This window comes from Aggregatibacter kilianii (assembly GCF_003130255.1).
GTDB classification, from domain to species: Bacteria; Pseudomonadota; Gammaproteobacteria; order Enterobacterales; family Pasteurellaceae; genus Aggregatibacter; species Aggregatibacter kilianii.
The window spans coordinates 1922381-1947100 of record NZ_NRCN01000001.1 but is presented as its reverse complement, the minus strand read 5'-3'; the positions used below and the strand labels follow the sequence as shown (position 1 = coordinate 1947100).

Below are 24720 nucleotides of genomic sequence, written 5' to 3'. Positions count from 1 at the left end.
ATACTTATCTTATTAAGGAGAAACTAAGTATGAAAAAAACGTTATTAGCCACCGCACTTTTAGCCGGCATGATCACGGCGCCAGCCGCGTTAGGTTTTAAAGAATTCCCGGTTGGCGAACCTGTTACTATGAATGAAATGGAAATCGCCGCCGTCTATTTACAACCGGTTGATATGGAACCGCGTGGTATGGGATTACCTGCAGCGAAATCCGATATTCACTTGGAAGCAGATATTCACGCCACAAAAGGTAACAAAAACGGCTTTGGTGAAGGCGAATGGATGCCATACCTCACTATTCAATACACTTTAGTGAATACCGATACCGGTGAAAAACAAGAAGGCACATTCATGCCGATGGTTGCCAGCGACGGTCCTCACTATGGTGCGAACATCAAAATGATGGGTGTGGGTAACTATAAATTAACCTACCACATTGACCCACCACCAAAAGCCGGTATGCACCGTCACACTGACGAAGAAACCGGTGTTGGTCGCTGGTGGAAACCGTTTGATGTTAACTATGAATTCAAATTTACCGGTTTGAAATAATCCGTTTAGGTGTTAACAAAAACGATAAATAAAACACCTTGAGACATATCGAGGTGTTTTTATTTAAGGGCCATAATTCATATAGATGTCACAAAAATCATTGCCTACCACCCTTTACGGGGGAATCAAGATACTTAAAAAAATAGACGACATGATTCATTTAAATTTTCGGAGTAAGCTATGAACTATTTCTTTGTCTTTCTTATTCAAACCCTACTCCCTTTTTCCCTGCTACTGGCGTGTAGCTGGGTAGCTTATCCTCAGGCTAATTTCAAAAAACTGGCATGGCTTGCCATTCTCAGTTTTATCATCGGCAGTGTAATTACGTTAAATTTACCCAATAGCCAAAACGTTAAACTCGCCCTTGCCATTTTTAGCCTGTGCATTTTACTCTTTGCTTACTTGTCTCAATTTATTCATTGGCAACGCCTAAATACCTTTTGGCACATCATGCTCGCCATATTGGCAGGAAGTTTCTGGGCGAAAGATCCAAATATTACCGCCATCACCGAAACAGATGTCATCAACACTGATTTCTTATTACACATCAGCGCTATCGCGCTCGGGTTTATTTTCTGTTTAGTGGTTGCCGGTTGGTGTTACATTTTATTTGTGCAGAGTAAAACATCGAAAAAAACGACCGCACTTCGTCTTCTACTCAGCGCGATTATTACCCTCATTTTGATCGCCCCACTCCTTGGTGATGTGTTACTTATTTTAATGAAATTGCAAGTCATCGAACTCACCAAAGTGCGGTTAAGTTTCGTGGCAAAATCCGGCAACATCACGACTTATTTGAACTACATTAACGCAGCTATTCTTGCCGTTATCGTTCTCATTTTTGCCTTAAATATTCATCGCCCACGCGTGCGCACTGCTAATAGCGAACAACAACCTATCGAAAAACGCAAAGCTATTGCCGCCAAACGCACATCCGGCAAAATTATCGGCTATGGCATAACGGCAATTCTCATCATGTTGGCTACGCAATTTTACTGGGACAGAATCGCGTCCCAGCCGCCACAACTTTCCGAAGCCCAAAGAGTTACCTTAGATGCAGAAAACAACGTACACATTCCAATCGAACAAGTAAAAGACGGCAAATTACACCGTTTCCTTTGGGTTGCTGATGACGGCAAAGCGGTACGCTTCTTCATTATTAATCGCCTACCCGACAAACTCAGTCTTGCCACCGTGTTCGACGCGTGTATTTTGTGCGGCGACCAAGGCTATGTGATGGAAGGCAACCAAGTGGTATGCGTAGGTTGTGGCGTCCGTATGTTTACCCCTTCCATCGGCAAACCGGGCGGTTGTAACCCGGTGCCGATTGATGATTGGAAACAAACGGATACGGAAGTGGTCATCAACAAGAAAAACTTGGAAGAAGGCTTGAACTATTTCAGTACGATCATTGAAATTGAAGTGGTAGATCCCGTCAATGGTAAGAAATTGACCAACACAAAAACGGAACACAAATACAGCCATGAAGGCAAAACCTATTTCTTTACTGATGAAAAGAACTTGGATCTGTTCCGTGATAATCCTGAGGCCTATTTAAACAAAGCCGATGAAATGTCAACCGCCAAGGAGGAAAAATAATCATGTTAGCGCGAATGTTATTTCAGTCTTGGCGTTATGGTTTAAAACGCAAGCTTCTTGCCATTGTCACCATTTTTCTTGCCGCCGGTTTGATTTCCGCCTTGCTCGCCGTGTCTATCGACATTGGTGACAAAATGGCAAAAGAGCTGAAATCTTACGGTGCCAATATTTTGGTGGAACCCGCCAGCAGTGCCGTTTTGCCGGATGATGTCAGCGGTCGTAGTTCCCTCGCTACGCAAGATTTTTTAGATGAAAAAGAACTGCCGAATGTGAAAGACATTTTCTGGCGCAACAACATTGTGGGGTTCGCGCCCTTACTGAGCACACAGGTAAAAGCCAACGTGGCTAACGGTGCAGAAAACGATGTGAGCATCCTCGGGACGTTTTTTGATCATAATATTCCTGTGCCGGATGAAGAGGATTACCACACCGGGCAGAAAATCATCAGCCCTTACTGGCAAGTAGAAGGCGAGTGGGTGGATGATGCTACTGATGATTTCGGTGAACAAATTCCTGCCCTACTCGGTGCCCAACTTGCCAAACAACAGCAATGGAAAATCGGTGATGTGATTACCTTAAGTTATCAGGCGGAAGAAAGTGCGCCACCACAACACATGACCACCATCATGAAAGGCATTGTTAAAACCGGCGGCACAGAAGAACAACAACTGATTTTGCCGTTAAGTGCGGTGCAAAATTTACTTGGATTAGAAGGCAAGGTACAGGCGATTAAAGTCTCCGCGCTCACCGTGCCGGAAAATGATTTATCCCGCAAAGCCCGCGCCAATGTGGATGGTTTGGCCGCCGAGGAATATGACCGTTGGTATTGCACGGCCTACGTTTCCTCTATTTCCCACCAATTGGAAGAAGCGATTTCCGGCGCGATTGTTCGCCCTATTTGGCAAGTCGCGGCTTCCGAAGGCGTCGTCATTGAAAAAATTCAATTATTACTCGCTGTCGTCACCCTTGCCGCACTGATTGCCGCCGCCATGGGCATTGCTTCATTAATGACCACAACCATTATCGAACGCAGCAAAGAAATCGGCTTAATGAAAGCGCTCGGCGCCTATCAATGGCAAATCGTCTTGCTGTTTTATTGCGAAGCCATCATCAGCGGCTTAATCGGTGGCATCTTAGGTTGCATTGCCGGTTGGGGCTTAGCACGTTTTATCGGTGCCACGTTATTTGGCGCACCGCTCAGTTTCGCCTGGATCGTTATCCCTTGCGTACTGGTACTTTCCGTCTTGATCGCCGTGATCGGTGCTTGGTTCCCGGCACACCGTATTGCCCGTCTTTATCCTATCGAGGTACTTTATGGCAGACAATAAACCTATCAATATGTTTTGGCGCTTGGTGTTACGCGCCTTGCGTCTGCGCTTGCAACGGGTATTCATCATTTTTGCCGCGCTCACTGTGGGCGCAAGCATTGTCACGGCAATGGCGGCGGTGTACTTCGACATCAACACCAAAATGAGCCAAGAACTGCGTACCTTCGGCGCCAATTTTTATATTGGCCCAAGCAACGGCAATTTAATCAAAGTGGATCAAGTGCAACAGATCCTTGACCAAGCACCGAAAGGCTTAATTACGGCTGCCAGCCCCTATTTATATGGTGTGACACGTAGTGATTTAGAAAAAATCGTGATGATGGGCGTGTGGTTTGAAGACATGAAAACCCTTGCACCTTATTGGCAAATCACAGGCAATCCTATCGGGGTGAACTTCGACGAGCGCAACGCCATGATCGGCAAAACCCTTGCGGAACGGCTCAATTTAAAAGTGGGCGATAAACTCACGTTAAGCCTCAATTCCGTGGATAAACACCAGTTCAATATTAAAGCCATCGTAGAAGCGGGCGATGCCACCGACAATATGTTGATCGTAAGCCTCGACTTTGCACAAAACTGGTTGAAAAAAGAAAACTTGGCCACCAATGTATTGTTAAACGTCAAAAACGATCAAGGCCAAGTGGATCAATTCGCCCAACAGTTGCAACAACAGTATCCCGATTTAGATATTCACCCAATTCGCAAAGTCTCCGCCTCCGAAGGGCAAATTTTAGATAAAATCAAAGGCTTGATGGGCTTGATTTCTGTGGTAATTTTGATTTTAGCCACCCTTTGCGTGAACACCACCTTAATCGCCATTGTGGGTGAACGGGCGAAAGAATTTGCGTTGCAAAAAGCCCTTGGTGCGAAAAGCCGCGACATCATCAAACAAATCGGCGCAGAAACCTTGATTATCGCCCTTTGCGCCATTGTATGCGGCTTAATCATCGGCTATCTATTAGCACAGGTTCTCGGCTTAACCGTATTCAAAGCCTATATTGATATGCGCCTGCCGGTGCTCCCGATTACCATTACTTTATCCTTATTAGTGGCGTTTATCGCGGTTATTGTACCGACCCGCCGCGCTTTAGAGATTCAAACCGCCAACGTATTGAAAGGGGAATAACATGGCTAAACCAGTCATTGAAACACAGCATTTATATAAAAGATTCGGCCAAGTGACCGCACTTGAAGACATTAATATTCAAATTGCCGAAGGCGAATTCGTCTCTATCATGGGTGCCTCCGGTTCAGGAAAAACCACATTAATGAATATTCTCACCGGCTTGGATACCGCGACAGAAGGCAAAGTGATTTTAGACGGAGTGGACGCAGCACAACTGGACGAAACGGGCAGACAACGTTTCCGCGCGGAAAAAATCGGCTTGGTGTTCCAACAATTTCACCTCATCCCCTATTTAACCGCGCTTGAAAACGTGATGTTGGCGCAACATTATCACAGCGTGGTAGATGAAGCCGCCGCCAAAGCTGTATTAGATCAAGTGGGCTTAGCACATCGCATGAATCACCGCCCAAGCCAACTTTCCGGCGGGGAACAACAACGGGTGTGTATTGCACGCGCCTTAGTGAATCAGCCGCCGGTCATTTTTGCCGACGAGCCGACCGGCAACCTCGATGAAACAAATGAAAATTTGGTGTTGAATTTACTCACGGAATTAAACCGGCAGGGGCGCACTATCGTCATGGTGACTCATAACCCGGATTTAGGTAAACTCACCAACCGCATTATTTACTTGCAACACGGCAAACTATTGCGTGAGGAAAAAAACAATGAACCCCCAACGGCTTAATAAATTAGCGAAAATGCTTGGCATAAGTGCGGTCGTTTTTTTCAGCGTTTCCTGCAAAGAGGAATCCGCTCAAATCGGCCAACCCGCACCGGAAATTGCCGCCTTCGATCTGCAAGGCAATAAAGCCTCATTAAGCGACTGGCAGGGCAAAACCGTGCTCATCAACTTCTGGTCGGAAACCTGTGGCGCCTGCATTGCGGAATTAAGAACCTTGCAACAATGGGCGGAAAAATACCCGAACCAAGTGCAACTGATCGCCATGAATATCGACGGCGAAAAGGCCGATACACAAGCGATTGTCACCAAACGACAACTCACCTTACCGGTGTTTAAAGATCAAATGAAAATCACTGCCGAACGTTACCAACTTGTCGGTACGCCAACCTCTTTCGTGATCGACCCAAACGGCAAAGTGATCTATAAATTTGAAGGTCTAATCTCCGAAAACGATTTACAACGATTATTTCAACCCACAAAAAGCTAACGAAAACTCCTATGAAAAAACATTACTCTACCCTCATCCTACTCGCCTGGTGCATTTTCCCTAACGCCCACGCGGAACCTAACCCTGAACACGGTCAGAAAGTTTACAACCGCACCTGTGCCCTCTGTCACGGTAAGCAAGCTGAAAAACCGGCTATGGGTCAATCCCAAATCATCAACACCTTTACCCAAGATCAAATCATCCAGTCACTACAAGATCGTAAAAGCGGCAAAATCGAAGGCGGCGGCAACCGCGCCAAGTCCACGCTCAGCGAACAAGATATGCAGGATGTCGCGAGCTACGTGGAAACGTTGAAGAAATAACGGAAAAAAGTGCGGTCATTTTTCAGACTATTTTTTTGATTTCAAAACGCCTGAAATTTTGACCGCACTTTGCTATAATGCGCCCCGTTTCATTTCATCCCAAATAAGAGATAGCCATGACCGATTTTCCTTATATCCGTGACCTAAACGAACACAATCTCAACGAGATCCTCCAGCTTTCACAAACTTCCCCTCTCGTTATCACCTTTTATGCACCAAGCCACGCAGATTCTGCGGCGTTTGTGAAAACGTTGGAAGATTATGCCAACCAATATCAAGGGCAATTTGTATTAGCTAAGGTAGATTGTGAAAAAGAACAAATGGTGGCGGCACAATTCCGTATTCAAGCTTTACCGACCACTTATTTATTCAAAGAAGGTCAAGCGTTAGACGCCTTTCAAGGAGCGTTGGAGCAGGCTACGTTGCAACAACGTTTGAGTATTATTTTACCGAAAGAGGAAGAGATTAAATTCAATCAGGCGTTGGATTTGTTGCAGGTGGAAAATTATGAACAGGCGCTACCATTGCTAAAAGAAGCGTGGGAATTATCGAATCAAAAAAATAGCGATATTGCCCTGCTCTATACGGAAACTTATATCGCCATGAAGAAAACCGAACCGGCACAGCAGATTTTGAACAAGATCCCGCTACAAGATCGCGATAGCCGTTGGCAAGGTTTACAGGCTCAAATTGAGTTGTTAATTAAAGCCGCCGACACCCCTGAAATTCAGCAATTACAAGAAGAATTTGCCAAACAACCAAGCCATGATTTGGCGCTGAAACTGGCGTTACAATTACACCAAGCCAACCGCAACGAAGAAGCCTTGGAGTTATTGTTTAACATTTTACGACAAGATTTGGGCGCGGAAGACGGCAAAATTAAGCAGGAATTTTTATCTATTTTAGCCGCTATCGGCACCAATGATCCGCTGACCAATAAATATCGCCGATTGCTCTATTCATTGTTGTACTAGAAAGAAATCTTTTATAATAACGGCCACATTTTTTCAATTGATATAAGGACATTTTATGTCAGACATTAAACACGCTAAACTGTTAATTTTAGGTTCGGGCCCGGCGGGTTACACCGCAGCAATTTACGCGGCGCGTGCCAATTTAAACCCTGTATTGGTAACAGGCTTACAACAAGGCGGCCAATTAACCACTACAACGGAAATCGAAAACTGGCCGGGTGATTTCGGGGAAACTACCGGCCCGGAGTTGATGCAAAGAATGTTGCAACACGCGGAAAAATTCGAGACAGAAATCGTATTTGATCACATCAATCGCGTTGATTTATCTTCCCGTCCATTCAAACTTTATGGTGATGCTCAAACTTTTAGTTGCGATGCCTTAATCATTGCGACCGGCGCTTCTGCCCGTTATTTGGGTTTGCCTTCCGAAGAAAGCTATAAAGGTCGTGGTGTTTCCGCCTGTGCCACTTGCGACGGTTTCTTCTATCGTAATAAACCGGTTGCCGTAGTGGGCGGTGGCAATACTGCTGTGGAAGAAGCCTTATATTTGGCTAACATTGCCAGCGAAGTGCACTTAATCCACCGCCGTGACAGCTTCCGTGCAGAAAAAATCTTGATCGACCGTTTATACAAAAAAGTAGAGGAAGGAAAAATCATTCTGCATACCAACCGCACTTTAGATGAAGTGTTGGGCGATAACATGGGCGTGACCGGCGTTCGTTTGCGGGATGTTCAATCCGGCGCTAAAGAAGATGTGGCATTAGACGGCGTATTTATCGCTATCGGCCATGCACCGAATACGGAAATTTTCCAAGGTCAATTGGAATTAAATAACGGCTATATTGTAGTGAAATCCGGTTTAGAGGGTAATGCGACCGCTACATCCGTGGAAGGCGTATTTGCGGCAGGCGATGTGATGGATCACAATTATCGCCAAGCCATCACATCTGCCGGTACCGGCTGCATGGCGGCATTAGATGCCGAGCGTTTCTTGGATGCTCAGCAATAATGATGGGCGGAATTCAATCCGCCAATAACGCATTATGTAAAAGCGGTGGGCTAATGCCCACCCTAAATTTTTTATATAAGAAAACAGTAACTTATGGATAAATCCCGTCAAAAATATTTACAACAATGGCTACGGAAACAACAACAGCCGATTAAAAAATATTTAAATCTAAATATCCTACTCGCCTCTCTTTCTTCCGTGATTTTAGTGGCGCAAACCTATTTACTGGCTTCGTTATTGCATAAATTAATTATGCTAAACGAATCTGCGACCGATCTTGTACCTTATTTTGTCGGGTTGGTTATCGGTTTTGCCTTACGTGCGTTTATCTTATGGCTCCGTGAAAAAATCGGCTTTAAGTGCGGTCAATTATTACGCAATATTATTCGCCAACAAATTTTAGATAAAATTCACCAAGTCGGCCCGGCCACCATCAACAACAAACCTGCCGGCAGTTGGGCAAGTATTATGTTGGAACAGGTAGAAAACCTACATAATTTCTATGCCCGTTATTTGCCACAACAAGCGCTTTCCGCCATTGTGCCGATAATTATTTTAATCGCCGTCTTTCCCCTTAACTGGGCAGCCGGTTTGATTTTAATGGGTACCGCGCCGTTAATTCCGATTTTTATGATTTTAGTGGGTAAAGCGGCGGCAGATAGCAGTCAAAAAAATATGGCTACGCTTGCCCGTTTAAGCGGACAATTTTTGGATCGTCTGCGCGGTTTAGAAACCTTGCGATTATTTGACCGCACTTCAGAGCAAACCCGTCACATTGAAGAAAGCACGGAAGACTTCCGTGAAACCACCATGGACGTATTAAAAATGGCGTTTCTTTCCTCTGCCGTGTTGGAATTTTTTACGTCTATTTCCATTGCACTCATGGCGGTGTATTTCGGTTTCAGCTATTTAGGTCAAATTGAATTCGGCACTTACGGTACGCCAATAACCCTTTTCATCGGTTTCTTCTGTTTAATTCTCGCACCGGAGTTTTATCAACCATTGCGTGATCTCGGCACCTATTATCACGACCGTGCGGCAGGTATCGGGGCGGCGGATGCCATTGTAGATTTCTTGGAAGAAGATTATTTAATTGCACAAGGTGAAAATAAAACCCCATTTGAGGCGCAAAGTGCGGTAGAAATTTCCGCTAAAAATGTGGTGGTGTTATCACCGCAGGGCAAGCCGTTGACAGAGGCATTAAATTTCCATATTCCCGCTCATAGCCATGTAGCTGTTGTCGGCCAAAGCGGTGCGGGTAAAACGTCGTTAGTCAATACTATTTTGGGCTTTCTACCCTATCAAGGCAGCTTAACCATTAACGGCCAGGAACTGCGTGAGTTAGATTTAATGCAATGGCGTAAACACATCGCGTGGGTTGGGCAAAACCCGCTGTTGTTACAAGGCTCCATTAAAGAAAACTTGCTATTAGGTGACATCCAAGCCACTGAACAAGAAATCGATCAGGCCTTAAGTTTGGCACAAGCGAAAGAGTTTACCGATCGTTTGGGCTTGGAGGCAGAAATTAAGGAAGGCGGCATTGGCGTGTCTGTGGGACAAGCCCAACGTTTAGCGGTGGCTCGCGCGTTATTGCGCAAAGGTCACTTATTACTGTTAGATGAACCGACTGCGAGCCTTGACGCGCAATCGGAAAATTTAGTGTTACAAGCACTACAAACTATCAGCCAACAACAAACGACCTTGATGATTACCCATCGTATTGAAGATTTAAAACAATGCGACAATATTTTAGTTATGCAACAAGGGCAAATCATTCAACAAGGGCATTTCGAGCAATTACAACATGAAGGTTTCTTTGCCGAATTGTTAGCACAACGACAACAGGACATTAACTAATGCGTGCTTTACTTCCTTTTATTCGCTTATTCAAATTTGCTAAATGGCCATTGTTCTTGGGCGGTCTGTTAATGATCTTGGGCTTGGCTTCCAGTATCGGCTTGTTAACCCTTTCCGGCTGGTTCTTGGCCGCTACCGCCATTGCGGGCTTTGGCACATTATTTAACTTTTTCTACCCTTCCGCCAGCGTACGCGGATTAGCCATCAGTCGCACGGTTGCCCGCTATTTTGAGAAAGTCGTCACCCATGACGCCACCTTCCGTGTATTGGCGAAATTGCGCGTGCAAGTGTTTAGCAAAATCATTCCGCTTAGCCCGGCTGTATTAAATCGCTATCGCAACAGTGATTTATTAAACCGTTTGGTTGCCGACGTTGACACCTTAGACAGCCTGTATTTACGCCTTGTCGCCCCATTTATCAGTGCCATTGTCGTGATTTTGATGATGACGATCGGCTTGAGTTTTATCAATGTGCCATTGGCGTTATTCATCGGTGGAACCTTATTGGTTTTATTATTGGTGATACCGACCATTTTTTACCGTTTAGGCACAAAATTCGGTGCCAAATTAACACAATCCCGTGCCACCTATCGCACACAATTTGTCGAATTTATCCAGGCTCAGGCGGAATTATTGCTATTTAACAGCGAAGCTAAAGTTAAAGAAAAATTGCAACAAACCGAACAACAATGGCAAACCTATCAACAACGGGAAGCAAATTTATCCGGATTTTCCACCGCACTTTTATTGCTTGCCAACGGTTTAGTGCTCTCCATTACCATCTGGGCCGCTTCTCAGGCAGATTTAGGCAACGATGAATACCGCGCCGCCTTTATTGGTTTATTTACTTTTGCTGCCCTCGCGGCATTTGAAATTCTGCTGCCTATTGGTGCGGCGTTTTTACACATAGGACAAGTTATCGCGTCAGCCGAACGGGTAAGCGACATTATTGAGCAACAACCCCTAGTTAAATTTTCCGGCACGGAAAAAGTTGAATCCAACACCGAACAACCGTTGTTAAGCGTGCAAAATCTCGATTTTCATTATCCGCAACGAAGCAATCCGGCATTAATCGAATTGAATTTAACTATTCAAACAGGACAAAAAATCGCCATTTTAGGTAAAACCGGTAGCGGAAAATCCACTTTATTACAACTCTTGGTTCGCAATTATGACGCTGACCAAGGACGGATTGTCTTAGCCGGTAAAGAGATTCAACGTTACAGTGAACAAAGTTTACGTCAACAATTCTGTTTCTTAACCCAACGGGTACACGTATTTAGTGACAGCCTGCGTAACAACCTGCAAATTGCTACTCATACGCCAATCAGCGATGAGAAAATGATGGAGATTTTGCAACAAGTGGGGTTAGAGAAACTATTACAACAGGAACAAGGCTTGGATTTATGGCTGGGTGACGGCGGTCGTCCGTTATCCGGCGGTGAACAACGCCGTTTGGGATTGGCGCGTATTCTATTAAATGACGCCCCGATTTTATTGTTAGATGAACCGACAGAAGGTTTGGATCGCGAAACCGAGCGTAAAATGCTACAAGCTATCCTAGCACACAGCGCCAATAAGACCTTGATTATGGTGACACACCGCTTAACGGCAATTGAGCAGTTCGATCAGTTGGTGATTATCGATAATGCCAAACTTATTGAACAAGGAACTTATCAAGACTTGGTGAATAAAGAAAACGGCTTTTTCAAACAACTCACACAGAGAATTTAGGCTATTTGATAAGGTTGGAGAGGTGGAAACCTTTCCAGCTTGATCTCGGCACACGAAAATTCTGACTTTGGCTGCTTTCTTCCGAACCTGACCGGGTAAATCAGACATCATTGCGAGGAACCGAAAAGGTTTCCATTGAATTAGCTAATGGAATAACCGACTAGCTAAGAGCCCGCATTATGCAATAAGCACTTCTGAATTGCAAATTTTATCACCGAATTCCTTCAGAACTGCCTGAACTTTAAACAAATAAGGAAAAACCATGAGTGCATTAACCCAATTAATCGACTTATTAAAATTGGAGAAAATTGACGATTTATTATTCCGTGGTAAAAGCCAAGATCTCGGTTTTCGTCAAGTATTTGGCGGTCAGGTCGTGGCACAAGCGCTTTCTGCCGCCATTCAAGTTGCACCTGAAGATCGCATTTTACACTCTTGCCACGCCTATTTTTTATCACCGGGCGACAGTCAATATCCCATTATTTATGATGTAGAAATCTTGCGTGAAGGCCGAAACTTCACGGCCATGCGGGTAAAGGCTATTCAACATAAATCGCCAATTTGCCACATTACCGCCTCTTTCCAAACGCAGGAACATGGCTTTGAGCATCAAAGCGATATGCCACAAGTGGAAGGCCCAGATGAATTGATGTCGGAAAGCTCAGTGATTCAACAAATGGCACAAATGATTCCGGAAGCGGTGCGTGATAAATTTACTGCCGATCGTCCTTTCGACATTCGCACGAAATATTTGAACAACCCTTTCCACGGGAGCAAACTACCGCCACAACAATTTTCATGGGTTCGCACCGATGGCGAAGCGCCGACGGATTACCGCATTCAACAATGCCTGCTTGCCTATTTCTCAGATTTTCATTGTATTTTGACCGCACTTCATCCACACGAAAAAGGCTTTTTACAAAAAGGCATGAAAGTTGCCACCATTGACCATTCCATTTGGTTCCATCGTCCTTTTGATATGAACGACTGGCTACTCTACGCCATTGAAAGCAATAATGCCTATGCGGCGCGCGGTTTGGCACGCGGGCAATTCTTCTCAGCCGACGGTAAACTCATTGCCACCACACAACAAGAAGGGTTAATTCGCTATCAAGCGGAAGAAAAATAAAAAACAGTAAGAAAAGTGACCACACTTTTCCCTCTAAAAAATAACAAAAAAATTCCCGATAAATTTACTTATCGGGAATTTTTTCTAAAATCGCACGCCGGTTCCTACTCCAAAGCCAACCCCAACGCCATTTGATCCGCCGCTGGCACCTACGCCGACAGAACAAGCCGTCACACTTAAACCAATAAATAACGCAAGAATGAATGTTTTCATTTATTTTCCTTTTTTGACTAAATCAACATTTTTAAATAAACGATAAATGCCGATTAAATCTTTTTTCGCAATGTATTTAAACGGTAACAACAAATAATAAATAAACCGATAATGACAAACCGTATGCATCATATCATCCCATTCTTGGGGATCACAATATGCCTGATATTTCCGCATTACATTACAAATTAATTCATCAGATAGATGTTGCTCACGGCATAAATTATAAACAAATAATAACAAATCTCGGGCTTTTTGCTCATTCAGACTATGCTTTTCCGCATTCACTTCAAAATCAATAAATAATACATTGCCGTCTTTCCACAAAATATCGCGAATTGCCGGACGGCCATGTACTAAACCACGGCGGTGTAAATCAGCCAATGCCTTTGCCGCATCACATAAAATCCGTTGCTTGGTTTGGTTATCAATATTACGACTGACCCAATATGCCACATTATGACCACCGTCTTCTAGCACTAGATAATCTTCACCAAATATCATCAATTTCGGCACAGGCGCCTGACGCTCGGCAAAATGCTGTAAACTATGAATTTCATTTAGAAAAGACTGTTTGGGATGGGGCTTTAATAAACGCCACACACCACGTAGCTGCTCAGGCTGTTTTAGCCAATAAGCCTGTTTTTGATAAGTAAAATGATAGACACGCTCCCCTTTGTGCTCGGCTAACAACTGCCAAACATACTCTTTAAACGCGCTCCGTGCTGAGTCCGACATGAATATTCCCATAAACGCAAAGTGCGGTTAATTTTAACCGCACTTTTAGCGCAACGATACAAATTACTTCTTAATTAAACTTAATTTAGCAACACGTTCTCCTGATAACTGACAATCCATTTTATAGAATTGATTACCATTTAAACGTACATCTGCCGTTAAACGAGAATTGCTATTTGCCGCATTGGCGGAACTACGGAATACTCGTTTAGTTTGAGCCACTTGCTGAATTTTGGTAATGCATAAATAGTTCAATTTCGCATCACCACCAGTTTGCACATTCGCGGCCCCTTTGTCGGCACTGTTCGGCCCAAGCATTTTTTGCAACTTGGCGGCCTCAGCAACCAAAGCTTGTTGCGCATCATTTTGCCCGCTAATGTGATAAACCTCGCGGTTATCTTGAATTACAGAAACTTTGCCGCCTTTATAAAAGAACAATTTATTATCAGCACCGTTGCTAACTTTAATTAATTCCGGTTGTCCATTTAAGTAAGCAATATATTGGGTGTTATTGTGAATATATTCAAAACTTGGTAGAGCCTCGGCTTTTTTAATTAATGCCTGAATGTCGGTGTCGCCTGCGGTAGTTACCGTAGCGGGACTTTGTGAACTGCCAGTGATAAGTGAACCACAGGCGGATAACAGTAAAACCGATGAGTATAATACTGTTTTGGTGATATATTTATGCATAAATAACTCCTATTTGTTCAAAGTGCGGTCTAGTTTAACCGTTTTTTGGTGATTTTTAAACCTCAATCTATTTGGAGAATCAAGCATGTTTCAACGTTTAAAAGGTCAATTTTTCACGCTTTTTGCGACGTTTTTTCTCACATTCGCCCTATCCTCTTCTGCCTTCGCATTAGCTATCGGTGAAACCGAAATTAACCAATTATTAGCCCATAACAACAATTATCAAAGCAACTATGGCATTCCCGGTATTGCCAGCGTAGATTACAAGCTACATGACTTTAGCGCAAAAATCGGACAAACTGCCGAAAAACGCCTGGAGCTTAGCGGCATTGTTGACGGCTTATTTAAACTGCCAACCAATCAATTTCCTGCTAAATTAAACTTAACCTTCGACACCGTGCCTTATTACGATCCGCAAAAAGGCGCTATTTATTTAAAAGACATCCGCATACTCAACTGGTTCGGCTCTCCGCAACAATATATGGATCAAGTGCAAAGCCTGGTTCCCTTACTTACCACCAGCGTAGCAAATTATTTAAGTAGCACGCCAATCTACACATTAGATGAGCGCAACTCACGAGATGCGATGATCAAAAAAGTCGCCAAAGGCATCCGTATTGAGCAAGGTCGCTTGGAAGTAGATACGCTTGAGAATGCATTTGGGCATTAAATTTTATGCAAGAAAAAAGGCTGAATTCACTTCAGCCTTTCTTTTTAACAATATTTAACGAGACAAAAACAACGCCGCCGCGCCACGTACCCCACCAGAATCGCCATATTTGGCTTTTTTGATAACAGGCACTTTAGCGGTGCGCATTAAATGCGCTGGCAAAGCTTTTGGCAGGGCTTCGTATAAATAATCGAAATTGGATAACCCCCCGCCGAGAACAATTAAATGCGGGTCAAATGCCGTGATGATGTTGCCAATGGAAATGGCGGCCAGTTCAATAAAAACGCCGACGAAATCTACCGCACTTTTATCCTCTGAATAGAAACGTTGGATGATATCTTTGGCAGATAGAGATTCACCTTTTAAGTCACGGTAAAGCATTTCAAAACCACGGCCGGACAAATAAGTATCTAGACAAGCGATATTACCACAACCACATTGATAGATCGGTGCGTTATCCCAACCAAGTAGTTTTAAGGCGTGGTAGTTGAGTTGTAAATGTCCTAACTCACCTGCCATACCGGTTTGACCTGAGTGAATTTTTCCGTTAATAACAAAACCGCCGCCAAATCCAGTTCCCAAGATTAACCCTAACACAGAAGGATACTGCGCATTTTCTGCATCCCAAGCCTCCGATAAGGCAAAGCAGTTTGCATCATTTTCGGCACGCACTTCGCGCCCTAGCAACGCCGATAAATCACGCAAAATCGGTTTATTATCCGCCACTCGAATATTGGTAATTTCCGCAATACCGCTGGATTGATTCACAAATCCCGGAATGCCTAATCCCACAGAACCTTTACAGCCAAATTTTTCATCGGCTTTTTTCACTAAATTGAAAATAGCATTTAACCAATCGTCATAACTGGTTTTCGGTGTTTCCACACGTTCGGAATATTGTTTTTCCAACTGAGAATTGAACACAGCCAATTCAATTTTAGTTCCGCCGATATCTAATCCGTACAGCATTTAATTCTCCTTTTAAAAAATACCTAAAAAAACAACCGCACTTTTCGCTAAAAATTAGCGCGCCTCTTTCTGAAAATAGTTTTTCTTGGCTAAAAATTGAAAAATACCCACGTGAATTAGCCAAGCAATAAAAATAGAGATAAATAAATCAATCGGGTAATGCATACCGAAACGTAAGCGACTGATCAGCATTAAAATAGCCCAAAGGCTCATAAAACCGATCAGTAATTTTGCACGGCCTCTTTTATTACCGATTAATTGCATAAAGCCTACGGCCAACATTAACCAACTAGCAGCGAAAATGGTATGACCGGAGGGAAAGGAATAACCGACTTCATCCGCATAATGACCTTTGATCCATTCCGGCACATTGCGTTGAGTTTGATAGAATTGATCGACTATTTGTGCTCTTGCTTTACGATCTTGTGCATAAAAAGCTTCAGCACTGCTACCGGTCTTTTCAGTGACATAAGTCACAAAAGGACGCGGTTCGGCAAAGACAGTTTTTAATCCTGATTTGACGCCTTGAGTAATAACCATGGAAAAAGCCATGACAGCAACAGCTAAAATCCATTGTTTACGGTTAGAAAATAATGGTAAAAATAGCAACGCAAAAATACCGCAGGTGATAATCGCATAAGGAACACTACCGCTTTCAGTCAACCAATACAAGGCGCGTTCGTAGTTGTCGAAGATAATGTTTCCGTTCCACTGCCAAGCGGACAACCAGACAAAAATTGGGACAAGACAAAGTAATAGCGTATATAATGACAATCTTTTTAACATATTTATAACCATAAATGATAATCGAACGGTTATTTTATCATTAGAACTCACTAAAAGAAAAAGAATAAGGACAAAAGGACAAGTTATGGCAAAAATTGAACTGGTCGCTCAAGCCAATTTACCGACGGAATTCGGTTTATTTAAAATCGTAGGCTTTGAGTTTCCGGACACCAAAAAAGAACATGTCGCGTTGGTTTTGGGCGATATTAGCAACAGCGATGAGCCCGTCTTGGCGCGCATTCATTCCGAATGTTTAACCGGCGATGCATTACACAGTTTGAAATGCGATTGTGGCTTTCAATTGGCTGCCGCCTTGCGCCAAATTAATCAAGAGGGGCGCGGCGTATTAATTTATCATCGTGAAGAAGGCCGAGGCATTGGGTTAATTAACAAAATCCGTGCGTATTCCCTGCAAGATCAAGGCATGGATACCATTGAAGCCAATCTTGCTTTGGGGTTTGCCGCCGATGAACGGAATTTCAGTGTGTGTGCAGATATTTTTGATTTGCTTGGGGTGAAAAAAATTCGTTTGCTGACCAATAATCCGGAAAAAATCGAAACCATGAAACAAGCCGGTATTAATGTCGTGGAACGCGTACCGCTAAACGTGGGTGAAAATCGCTACAACACCGCTTATCTGGATACCAAAGCTAAAAAAATGGGCCATTTTATTGTGCATAATGGTGAACAGCACTTAATGGAATGCCCGTATTGCCAAGAAGAAGTACCGAAAAAATAACATAAAAAAACACCGCACTTGGGTGCTTTTATAAAATACTGTACAAAAACATCAAATGATAAAAAAGGCGCATTTTGCGCCTTTATCGTTTGCGATTTACTGAATCTTACGAAACAAATCTTTACTGTAAATCACTTCTGTTGGGTTGGATAAATAGTAACCGTTTAGTGTCGGATTGATATAAATCGGTACCATCGTTTGATATAACGGCAACACCACGTTCTCTTGTTGGAGAATTTGCTCGATTCGACTGTAAAGTGCGGTGCGTTCTGCCGATGGAATAAGTTGTAAACTTTGCTCAAACAAGCGATCCACTTCTTCATTGCGATAACCGCTTTTATTGTCCGGGCTATGGTTGTAAAACAAACTTAAAAACGCGGCTGGATCGTTGTAATCTGCACACCAACCGGAACGGGCAATCTGAAAATCACCTTTGGCAATATTTTCCAATAATTTCTGTCTTGGCATGCCTTGGCCAATAATTCGAATCATATCCGACTGTGACCACATACGAATCAACGATTGGGCTATTTTGCTTTGTAATTCGGTTTGATCATAACTTAAAGTCAGTTTTAACGGCGCTTTCTCACTGATTTTACTTTGACTTAACAGTTGTTCCATTGGTGTTTGCTCCCAATGACTTTCCACTGTTTGCATGGAAATCGGCAAGAAATTATCACTTAAATAAATAAAGTTTTTGCCATCATGATTCATATTGCGGGAAGAAGCCATCATAGATAACGCCTTGCGCACCGAACTTTGCGCCAATTTAGGCTGTTTCATATTAAAGGCATAAAAATATGTACAAAGTTGTGGGAAGTATTGCGCCCGTTCCGTTTTTGATGGATTGATAACCAAATCTAAAGCAATAGGATCTTGCTGCGTGGCAATTTTCTGATAATCCACATGTTTAAATGACACCTTATCTTGCGCCCAATAATGCGGATTTTTTTCCAAGTGAATAAAATGATTTTCTTGTCCCATCACCTGATAGGCCCCATTTGTCACAATGCCTTTATGTGGCGCTAAATATTGTGGCAACAAACTGATATGCGCCAACATTTGTGGCAAATAAGGCGTGGCTTTATCTAAAGTGAGATGCAAAGTGCGGTCATTTTCCGCAGAGATTCCTAACTTGTCAGCAGGCAACCCGCCCTTTAACACCGACTCGGCATTGGCTAAATTAATGTATGCCAAATAATGTTTTAGCGGGCTATTAGAGGTAACCAAGGCTTGCCAGCTAGCGACAAATTGTTGTGCCGTAACCGGTTCACCATTCGACCACTTGGCGTCTTGTCGTAAACTAAATTTCCATGTTTTGTTATCTGAGGTTTGCCAACTTTCCGCCACGGCCGGGATCACATTGCCACGCGGATCATAAATTACCAAACCTTCAAATAAATCACGCAAAAACGCAAACTGTTCTGCATTCACGGCTTGGCTTGGATTCAACACTAAATCGGAATAAACCCCGCGCACCAACAACTGCCGATTGCCTTGAGGCGGTGTTGTCGGTGGTAGTACGTTTTCTGTCGTAGAAGGTGGTGTGACAGGTTCTTGCTGCTTCTCATCACAAGCGCTCAAGGTAAAAATACCGCAAAAAAGCACCGCACTTTTAAATGGAAAAAGACGAAAAGAAGAAAGTGGAAACTGAGCAACAGGCATGGGAATCAATTTATGAAAAAAGTGAGCGCATTATATACCTATTCTTCCTCCAGCGTTTTAATCCAGAAAAAGAAAAACCAATATTTAATCAACAACACAGCGATGATCAGGCTTTTACCGATAATGCTCGGCGTGAAATAAAAACCGATCAACAACATGGTGGTTGAGAAGGTTAAAATAGCCATTTTCGTTTTTTTGGTTAACGCCCGCTGTTCGTGGAAATCTTTCAAATGATTTTGATAAATCTTGGTACCAACAAACCAGTTATGCACACGTTCGGAGCCTTTGGCGAAAAAGAATACGGTTAATAACAAAAACGGCGTAGTAGGTAAAAACGGCAAAACAATGCCGATAAGACCAATAATTAAGAAAAGAAAACCTAACCCAATATAGAAATACTTCATAGATACCTCAAAACAAAAATTATTCGCAATTATCCCTGAATGGCTGGATTTTTCAACCTTGAAATCATAAAATCCTCCCCAATTTACTTAACGTTTGCAAATCTGCATTTTTTCTTTTTAAGGAAGTACTTATGTCAAATCCACTACTTACACCAACCGATTTACCTGCCTTTAGTAAAATTGAACCGCAATATATCGAACCTGCCATTAAACAGCTTATTGAAGAAAATCGCGCCACTGTAGAACACTTGCTAAAACAACCGCACTTTACTTGGGAAAATTTTATTCTTCCTTTAGCTGAAGCCGGTGATCGTTTAAGCAAAGTATGGTCACCGATTTCTCATTTAAATTCGGTAAAAAACAGCCCTGAACTACGCGAAGCGCATCAAGCCTGCTTGCCATTATTGGCGGAATACGGCACTTGGGTTGGTCAGCATCAAGGTTTATATGAGGCCTATTTGCAATTAAAAAACAGCCCTGAATTCACCAATTACAGCCAAGCGCGAAAAAAGGCCATTGAAAATAGTCTACGTGATTTCAAATTATCAGGTATTTCCTTGCCGGCAGAAAAACAAAAACGCTATGGCGAAATCGTGGCGCGTTTATCCGAACTCACCTCCCAATTCAGCAATAACGTGTTAGACGCCACCATGGGCTGGGAAAAAATCGTAGAAGACGAAAGCCAACTTAAAGGCCTGCCGGAATCCGCACTCCAAGCCGCTAAACAATCGGCAGAAAGCAAAGGTTTGAGCGGCTATCGCTTTACCTTGGAATTTCCAAGTTACATTCCGGTGATGACCTATTGCGAAAACCGTGAACTGCGCGAAGAAATGTACCGCGCCTTTGCCACCCGCGCCTCCGATCAAGGCCCGAATGCCGGTAAATGGGATAATTCCGCACTCATGCAAGAAATCTTAAGCCTGCGCGTAGAGCTGGCAAAACTACTGGATTTCAATACTTATACTGAGCTTTCTCTTGCCACCAAAATGGCAGAAACTCCGCAGCAAGTACTGGATTTCTTAACCAATTTGGCACAGCGCTCCAAAGCGCAAGGCGAACGTGAATTGCAAGAGTTAAAAGACTTCTGCAAAACGCACTATAATTTGACCGCACTTGAACTTTGGGATTTAACGTTTTACAGCGAAAAACAAAAACAACATTTATACGCCATTAACGACGAAGAATTGCGTCCATATTTTCCGGAAGAGCGTGTACTTAATGGCTTATTTGAATTAATTAAACGCATTTTCCATATTCGAGCAGTGGAACGCCATGGCGTAGAAACTTGGCATAAAGATGTGCGTTTTTTTGATTTAATTGATGACACAAACGAGGTGCGCGGCAGTTTCTATTTAGACTTATATGCCCGCGAACACAAACGGGGCGGCGCTTGGATGGATGATTGCATCGGTCGTCGCAAAACGATTGACGGCAATCTACAAAAACCAGTGGCCTATTTAACTTGCAACTTCAATCGCCCGCTTGGCGATCAACCGGCATTATTCACTCATGATGAAGTCACCACCCTTTTCCACGAATTCGGCCACGGCTTGCATCATATGTTGACTCAAATTGATGTAGCTGATGTTGCAGGTATTAATGGTGTGCCTTGGGACGCGGTGGAACTACCAAGTCAGTTTATGGAAAACTGGTGTTGGGAAGAAGAGGCTCTGCAATTTATCTCAGGGCATTATCAAACCAATGAGCCGTTGCCAAAAGAAAAATTAACCCAATTACTTAAAGCAAAAAATTTCCAAGCTGCGATGTTTGTATTGCGTCAGTTAGAGTTTGCGCTGTTTGATTTCCGTTTGCATCATACCTTTGATGCCAATAAATCAAATCAAGTTCTAGACACTTTACACCAAGTCAAAGCCGAAGTTGCCGTAGTGCCAACGGTAGATTGGGGAAGAATGCCACATAGTTTCAGTCATATCTTCGCCGGCGGTTATGCGGCGGGTTATTACAGCTACTTATGGGCAGAAGTGTTATCTGCCGATGCCTATTCCCGCTTTGAAGAAGAAGGCATTTTCAACGCCCAAACCGGCCAATCCTTCTTAGATGAGATTCTTACCAAAGGCGGTTCGGAAGAGCCAATGAAACTCTTTAAAAATTTCCGAGGTCGCGAGCCACAATTGGATGCGTTATTACGTCATAAAGGTATTGCGAACTAAAAAACGTTCGAAAAAATGACCGCACTTTCACATCTTGCGCTAAGCCGAAAAAGTGCGGTCAGTATTAGAAATGTTTTTTACGATAAATAAAAAAGGCTTACTTATTATAAGTAAGCCTTTTTCTTAACTAAACTCAGTTTATTTTTTCAAAACCAACACAACGGAATCGCCGGCAACCACTTCACCGGATTTTTTCTCAATGTTGCTAATTTCGTCCATATTGGAAATCACTACCGGGGTCAAAACAGATTTCGCTTTTGCTTCTAACAACGGAAGATCCAATTCGATAATGGTGTCGCCACGTTTTACACTTTGACCTTCCTGTGCAATACGGGTGAAGCCTTCACCTTTTAACTCAACGGTATCAATACCGAAGTGAACGAACAATTCAACCCCTTCTTTAGATTCCATAGAAAACGCATGGTTGGTTTCAAAAATTTTACCTACCACACCGTCAACCGGGGCAACAAGTTTATTTCCTGTCGGACGAATAGCCACGCCATCACCAACAATTTTTTCAGAGAAAACAACATCCGGAACATCTTCAATATTAACGATTTCTCCGGAAAGCGGAGCATAGATTTCTACATCAACCGCTTTCTTATCTTTTGAGCCAAATAATTTATCAAATAAACCCATTTTTCAATCTCCTGAAATATAAAATTTGGTCGTATTCTAGCCTAAAAATGAGAACTTGTATCTAATTTAATGCTTTTTCAGCTAAAAAATCAGAAATCAATTGTTCAATTTCCGCTGCTGTCGGCTGTTGTAATGCTTTTTCCGCTAATAATTTAGCATCTTGATAATTCACATTACGAATCAATTTCTTAATGCGTGGCACGGAAATCGCACTCATACTAAACTCATCCAATCCCATACCTAACAACAAGATTGTGGCGCGCTCGTCACCCGCCAACTCACCGCACATACCGGTCCATTTACCTTCGGCGTGAGATGCATCAATCACTTGCTTGATAAGATTTAGCACAGATGGGCTCATCGGGTTGTATAAGTGAGAAATTAATTCATTTCCCCGATCCACCGCCAACGTATATTGCGTTAAATCGTTGGTCCCGATACTAAAGAAATCCACTTCTTTTGCTAAGAATTTGGCATTTACGGCTGCTGACGGAGTTTCTACCATCACGCCGACTTGAATGTCTTCGTCAAACGCCTTACCTTCATTACGCAATTCAACTTTTAACTCTTCAATGACAGATTTCAATTCACGAATTTCTTCTACAGAAATAATCATTGGGAACATCACCGCCAATCTACCATATGCAGAAGCGCGTAAGACCGCTCTTAACTGCGCATTTAAAATTTCACGACGATCTAATGCGATACGAATGGCCCGCCAACCTAAAAACGGGTTCATTTCTTTCGGTAAATTCAAATATGGCAATTCTTTATCACCACCAATATCCATGGTACGCAACACGACCAAATTGCCATTCATGGCTTCTACCACCTCTTTATAGGCAATAAATTGCTCTTCTTCACTTGGTAGCTGATCACGATCCATAAACAAGAATTCGGTACGATATAATCCGACACCTTCCGCGCCATTACGCTCCGCCCCTTCCACATCACGAATCGTACCGATATTGGCAACGACATCAACTTGATGACCGTCCAGCGTTAATGCCGGCAAATCTTTTAATTTTGCCAGTTCGGCTTTTTCTTCCGCCAATTTATCTTGCAACGTTTTTAAGCGTTGAATTTCTTGTTGGGAAGGATTGACATACACCGCATTATTGAGTGCATCAAGAATCAAGAAATCACCGGTTTTAACTTTTTCGGTGACGTTATTGGTCCCTACGATAGCCGGTAATTCAAGAGAGCGTGCCATAATAGAGGTATGAGATGTACGACCGCCGATATCCGTCACAAAACCTAATACTTTATCTAAATTCAACTGGGCAGTTTCTGACGGGGTTAAATCATAAGCCACTAAAATCGCTTCTTCATTGATCTCGCCTAAATCTACAATATGCATACCCAGAATATTTTTAATCAACCGATTACCAATATCACGAATATCTCCGGCACGCTCTTTTAAGTATTCATCATCAATTTCCGACAACATCGCTACTTGTTGGTCAATCACCACATTGGCCGCAACTGCCGCATTTACATGATTTGAACGAAGGTAATCAATGATTTCTTCTTCCAACTCTTCATCTTCCAAAATCATTAAATGGCCTTCAAAGATAGCCGCTTTTTCTTCCCCTAAGGATTGATAAGCACGATCTTTAATTGAAGTTAGCTGCTCAACCGCAGCATCACGCCCCGCATAGAAACGCGCAATTTCGTTTTCGATTTGGCTGTCTTTAATTTTTTGTGTATCAAGTACAATTTTTTCTTCTTTAAGCACTAGTGCTTTACCAAAAACAATACCTGGTGAGGCTGGAATTCCTGAAATCATAGTAACCTTCTTGTAATAAAATTAACCGAAAATTCAAATTGATTAAAAATCAATCACTTATTAAATGGAATAAAAGCCATAATTTGTCACCTCAATTGCTTTAAACCAAAGCAATGCGCGTGCAAATTATGGCTATGTCATTATTCTAAGGTTGGAATTAACGCCACAAGATGTTCAACGGCTTTTTCCGCATCCTCACCTTCTGCTGAGATAGTAATTACTGTGCCTTGAGTTAACGCAAGCGTTTGCAACTTAAACAAACTTTTTGCACTGGCACTTTTACCCGCAGAAGACACGGTAATATCTGAGGCAAATGCCTTAGCTTCTTTGACAAATTGCGCAGCCGGACGAGTGTGCAAGCCATTAGGTGCCGTGATTTCAACATCTTTTGAATACATGTTACTTTCCTCTAAAAAGGTTAATCGAATTCAATTATTTCTCTTAGTATT

25 protein-coding genes and 1 other RNA gene are annotated in these 24720 nt (G+C 42.9%); 15 read left to right on the top strand and 11 right to left on the bottom strand.

What is annotated here, in order from left to right; all coding sequences use genetic code 11:
* The first annotated feature begins 29 nt into the window (after positions 1-29).
* From DK428_RS09075 to cydC, 11 genes are all read left to right on the top strand, one after another.
* Entirely contained in the window at positions 30-551 is a 522-nt protein-coding gene (locus DK428_RS09075) for an iron transporter (protein WP_005700259.1), read from the top strand.
* A 180-nt stretch (positions 552-731) separates the two neighbouring features.
* Positions 732-2150: a Fe-S-containing protein gene (locus DK428_RS09070; RefSeq protein WP_109065110.1), complete on the top strand. Its 1419-nt coding sequence runs from the start codon at positions 732-734 to the stop codon at positions 2148-2150.
* A gap of 2 nt (positions 2151-2152) precedes the next feature.
* Positions 2153-3478 carry an ABC transporter permease gene (locus tag DK428_RS09065; protein WP_109065109.1) on the top strand — a complete coding sequence of 442 codons (1326 nt, stop codon included), beginning with the start codon at positions 2153-2155 and terminating at the stop codon, positions 3476-3478.
* Complete coding sequence (locus DK428_RS09060) at positions 3465-4604, top strand: ABC transporter permease (protein ID WP_109065108.1); 1140 nt, start codon at positions 3465-3467, stop codon at positions 4602-4604. Before DK428_RS09065 ends, DK428_RS09060 begins: the two co-directional genes overlap by 14 nt.
* A 1-nt stretch (position 4605) precedes the next feature.
* The gene (locus DK428_RS09055) at positions 4606-5289 is read left to right on the top strand and encodes an ABC transporter ATP-binding protein (RefSeq protein ID WP_050693530.1); all 684 of its coding nucleotides are present in this window, start codon (positions 4606-4608) and stop codon (positions 5287-5289) included.
* Positions 5270-5773 carry a TlpA family protein disulfide reductase gene (locus DK428_RS09050; protein ID WP_050693529.1) on the top strand — a complete coding sequence of 168 codons (504 nt, stop codon included), beginning with the start codon at positions 5270-5272 and terminating at the stop codon, positions 5771-5773. Before DK428_RS09055 ends, DK428_RS09050 begins: the two co-directional genes overlap by 20 nt.
* 11 nt (positions 5774-5784) lie before the next feature.
* A complete protein-coding gene (locus tag DK428_RS09045; protein ID WP_005700252.1) occupies positions 5785-6096 on the top strand; it encodes a c-type cytochrome in 312 nt (103 codons plus the stop codon).
* 116 nt (positions 6097-6212) lie between these two features.
* Positions 6213-7070 carry a co-chaperone YbbN gene (locus DK428_RS09040; RefSeq protein WP_109065107.1) on the top strand — a complete coding sequence of 286 codons (858 nt, stop codon included), beginning with the start codon at positions 6213-6215 and terminating at the stop codon, positions 7068-7070.
* Between the two features lie 55 nt (positions 7071-7125).
* A complete protein-coding gene (gene trxB, locus DK428_RS09035) occupies positions 7126-8079 on the top strand; it encodes a thioredoxin-disulfide reductase (protein ID WP_083015200.1) in 954 nt (317 codons plus the stop codon).
* A 93-nt stretch (positions 8080-8172) separates the two neighbouring features.
* A complete protein-coding gene (cydD, locus tag DK428_RS09030; protein WP_109065106.1) occupies positions 8173-9936 on the top strand; it encodes a heme ABC transporter permease/ATP-binding protein CydD in 1764 nt (587 codons plus the stop codon).
* Positions 9936-11669 carry a heme ABC transporter ATP-binding protein/permease CydC gene (gene cydC, locus DK428_RS09025; protein WP_109065105.1) on the top strand — a complete coding sequence of 578 codons (1734 nt, stop codon included), beginning with the start codon at positions 9936-9938 and terminating at the stop codon, positions 11667-11669. The genes cydD and cydC overlap by 1 nt, the downstream gene beginning before the upstream one ends.
* A gap of 28 nt (positions 11670-11697) precedes the next feature.
* Here cydC and ffs read toward each other — a convergent pair.
* Positions 11698-11796, bottom strand: an RNA gene (gene ffs, locus DK428_RS09020) — signal recognition particle sRNA small type.
* A 135-nt stretch (positions 11797-11931) separates the two neighbouring features.
* On the opposite strand from ffs, the gene tesB reads away from it, so the two are divergent.
* Positions 11932-12798 (top strand): acyl-CoA thioesterase II, encoded by an 867-nt coding sequence (gene tesB, locus DK428_RS09015; RefSeq protein WP_109065104.1) that lies wholly within the window; start codon positions 11932-11934, stop codon positions 12796-12798.
* 84 nt (positions 12799-12882) lie between these two features.
* Here the strand turns inward: tesB and DK428_RS11860 are convergent, their stop codons facing one another.
* The 3 genes from DK428_RS11860 to DK428_RS09005 form a co-directional block, all read right to left on the bottom strand.
* On the bottom strand, positions 12883-13011 hold the full coding sequence (locus DK428_RS11860) for a hypothetical protein (RefSeq protein ID WP_089503482.1): 129 nt from the start codon (positions 13009-13011) through the stop codon (positions 12883-12885).
* Positions 13012-13749 carry a lipopolysaccharide kinase InaA family protein gene (locus tag DK428_RS09010; RefSeq protein ID WP_109065103.1) on the bottom strand — a complete coding sequence of 246 codons (738 nt, stop codon included), beginning with the start codon at positions 13747-13749 and terminating at the stop codon, positions 13012-13014.
* A 63-nt stretch (positions 13750-13812) separates the two neighbouring features.
* Positions 13813-14439, bottom strand: a complete 627-nt coding sequence (locus DK428_RS09005; protein WP_109065102.1) for a hypothetical protein — start codon at positions 14437-14439, stop codon at positions 13813-13815.
* A gap of 85 nt (positions 14440-14524) precedes the next feature.
* Between DK428_RS09005 and DK428_RS09000 the strand changes: the two genes are divergently transcribed.
* Positions 14525-15109 (top strand): YceB family lipoprotein, encoded by a 585-nt coding sequence (locus DK428_RS09000; protein WP_109065101.1) that lies wholly within the window; start codon positions 14525-14527, stop codon positions 15107-15109.
* 54 nt (positions 15110-15163) lie between these two features.
* On the opposite strand, the gene nagK is transcribed toward DK428_RS09000, so the two are convergent.
* Entirely contained in the window at positions 15164-16078 is a 915-nt protein-coding gene (nagK, locus tag DK428_RS08995) for an N-acetylglucosamine kinase (RefSeq protein ID WP_109065100.1), read from the bottom strand.
* A gap of 54 nt (positions 16079-16132) precedes the next feature.
* Positions 16133-16876: a phosphatase PAP2 family protein gene (locus DK428_RS08990; protein WP_109065099.1), complete on the bottom strand. Its 744-nt coding sequence runs from the start codon at positions 16874-16876 to the stop codon at positions 16133-16135.
* Between the two features lie 73 nt (positions 16877-16949).
* Between DK428_RS08990 and ribA the strand changes: the two genes are divergently transcribed.
* The gene (ribA, locus tag DK428_RS08985; protein ID WP_109065098.1) at positions 16950-17603 is read left to right on the top strand and encodes a GTP cyclohydrolase II; all 654 of its coding nucleotides are present in this window, start codon (positions 16950-16952) and stop codon (positions 17601-17603) included.
* A 96-nt stretch (positions 17604-17699) separates the two neighbouring features.
* Here ribA and DK428_RS08980 read toward each other — a convergent pair whose 3' ends face one another.
* Positions 17700-19268 (bottom strand): peptide ABC transporter substrate-binding protein, encoded by a 1569-nt coding sequence (locus DK428_RS08980; RefSeq protein ID WP_162616593.1) that lies wholly within the window; start codon positions 19266-19268, stop codon positions 17700-17702.
* A 38-nt stretch (positions 19269-19306) separates the two neighbouring features.
* The gene (locus DK428_RS08975) at positions 19307-19672 is read right to left on the bottom strand and encodes a YbaN family protein (RefSeq protein WP_083015752.1); all 366 of its coding nucleotides are present in this window, start codon (positions 19670-19672) and stop codon (positions 19307-19309) included.
* Between the two features lie 131 nt (positions 19673-19803).
* On the opposite strand from DK428_RS08975, the gene prlC reads away from it, so the two are divergent.
* Positions 19804-21843 carry an oligopeptidase A gene (gene prlC, locus DK428_RS08970; RefSeq protein WP_109065097.1) on the top strand — a complete coding sequence of 680 codons (2040 nt, stop codon included), beginning with the start codon at positions 19804-19806 and terminating at the stop codon, positions 21841-21843.
* Between the two features lie 138 nt (positions 21844-21981).
* Here prlC and crr read toward each other — a convergent pair whose 3' ends face one another.
* From crr to ptsH, 3 genes are all read right to left on the bottom strand, one after another.
* A complete protein-coding gene (gene crr, locus DK428_RS08965; protein ID WP_005702996.1) occupies positions 21982-22482 on the bottom strand; it encodes a PTS glucose transporter subunit IIA in 501 nt (166 codons plus the stop codon).
* Positions 22483-22543: 61 nt separating this feature from the next.
* The gene (gene ptsI, locus DK428_RS08960) at positions 22544-24271 is read right to left on the bottom strand and encodes a phosphoenolpyruvate-protein phosphotransferase PtsI (RefSeq protein WP_109065096.1); all 1728 of its coding nucleotides are present in this window, start codon (positions 24269-24271) and stop codon (positions 22544-22546) included.
* A 140-nt stretch (positions 24272-24411) separates the two neighbouring features.
* The gene (gene ptsH / locus DK428_RS08955; RefSeq protein WP_005700304.1) at positions 24412-24669 is read right to left on the bottom strand and encodes a phosphocarrier protein Hpr; all 258 of its coding nucleotides are present in this window, start codon (positions 24667-24669) and stop codon (positions 24412-24414) included.
* Between the last annotated feature and the right edge of the window lie 51 nt (positions 24670-24720).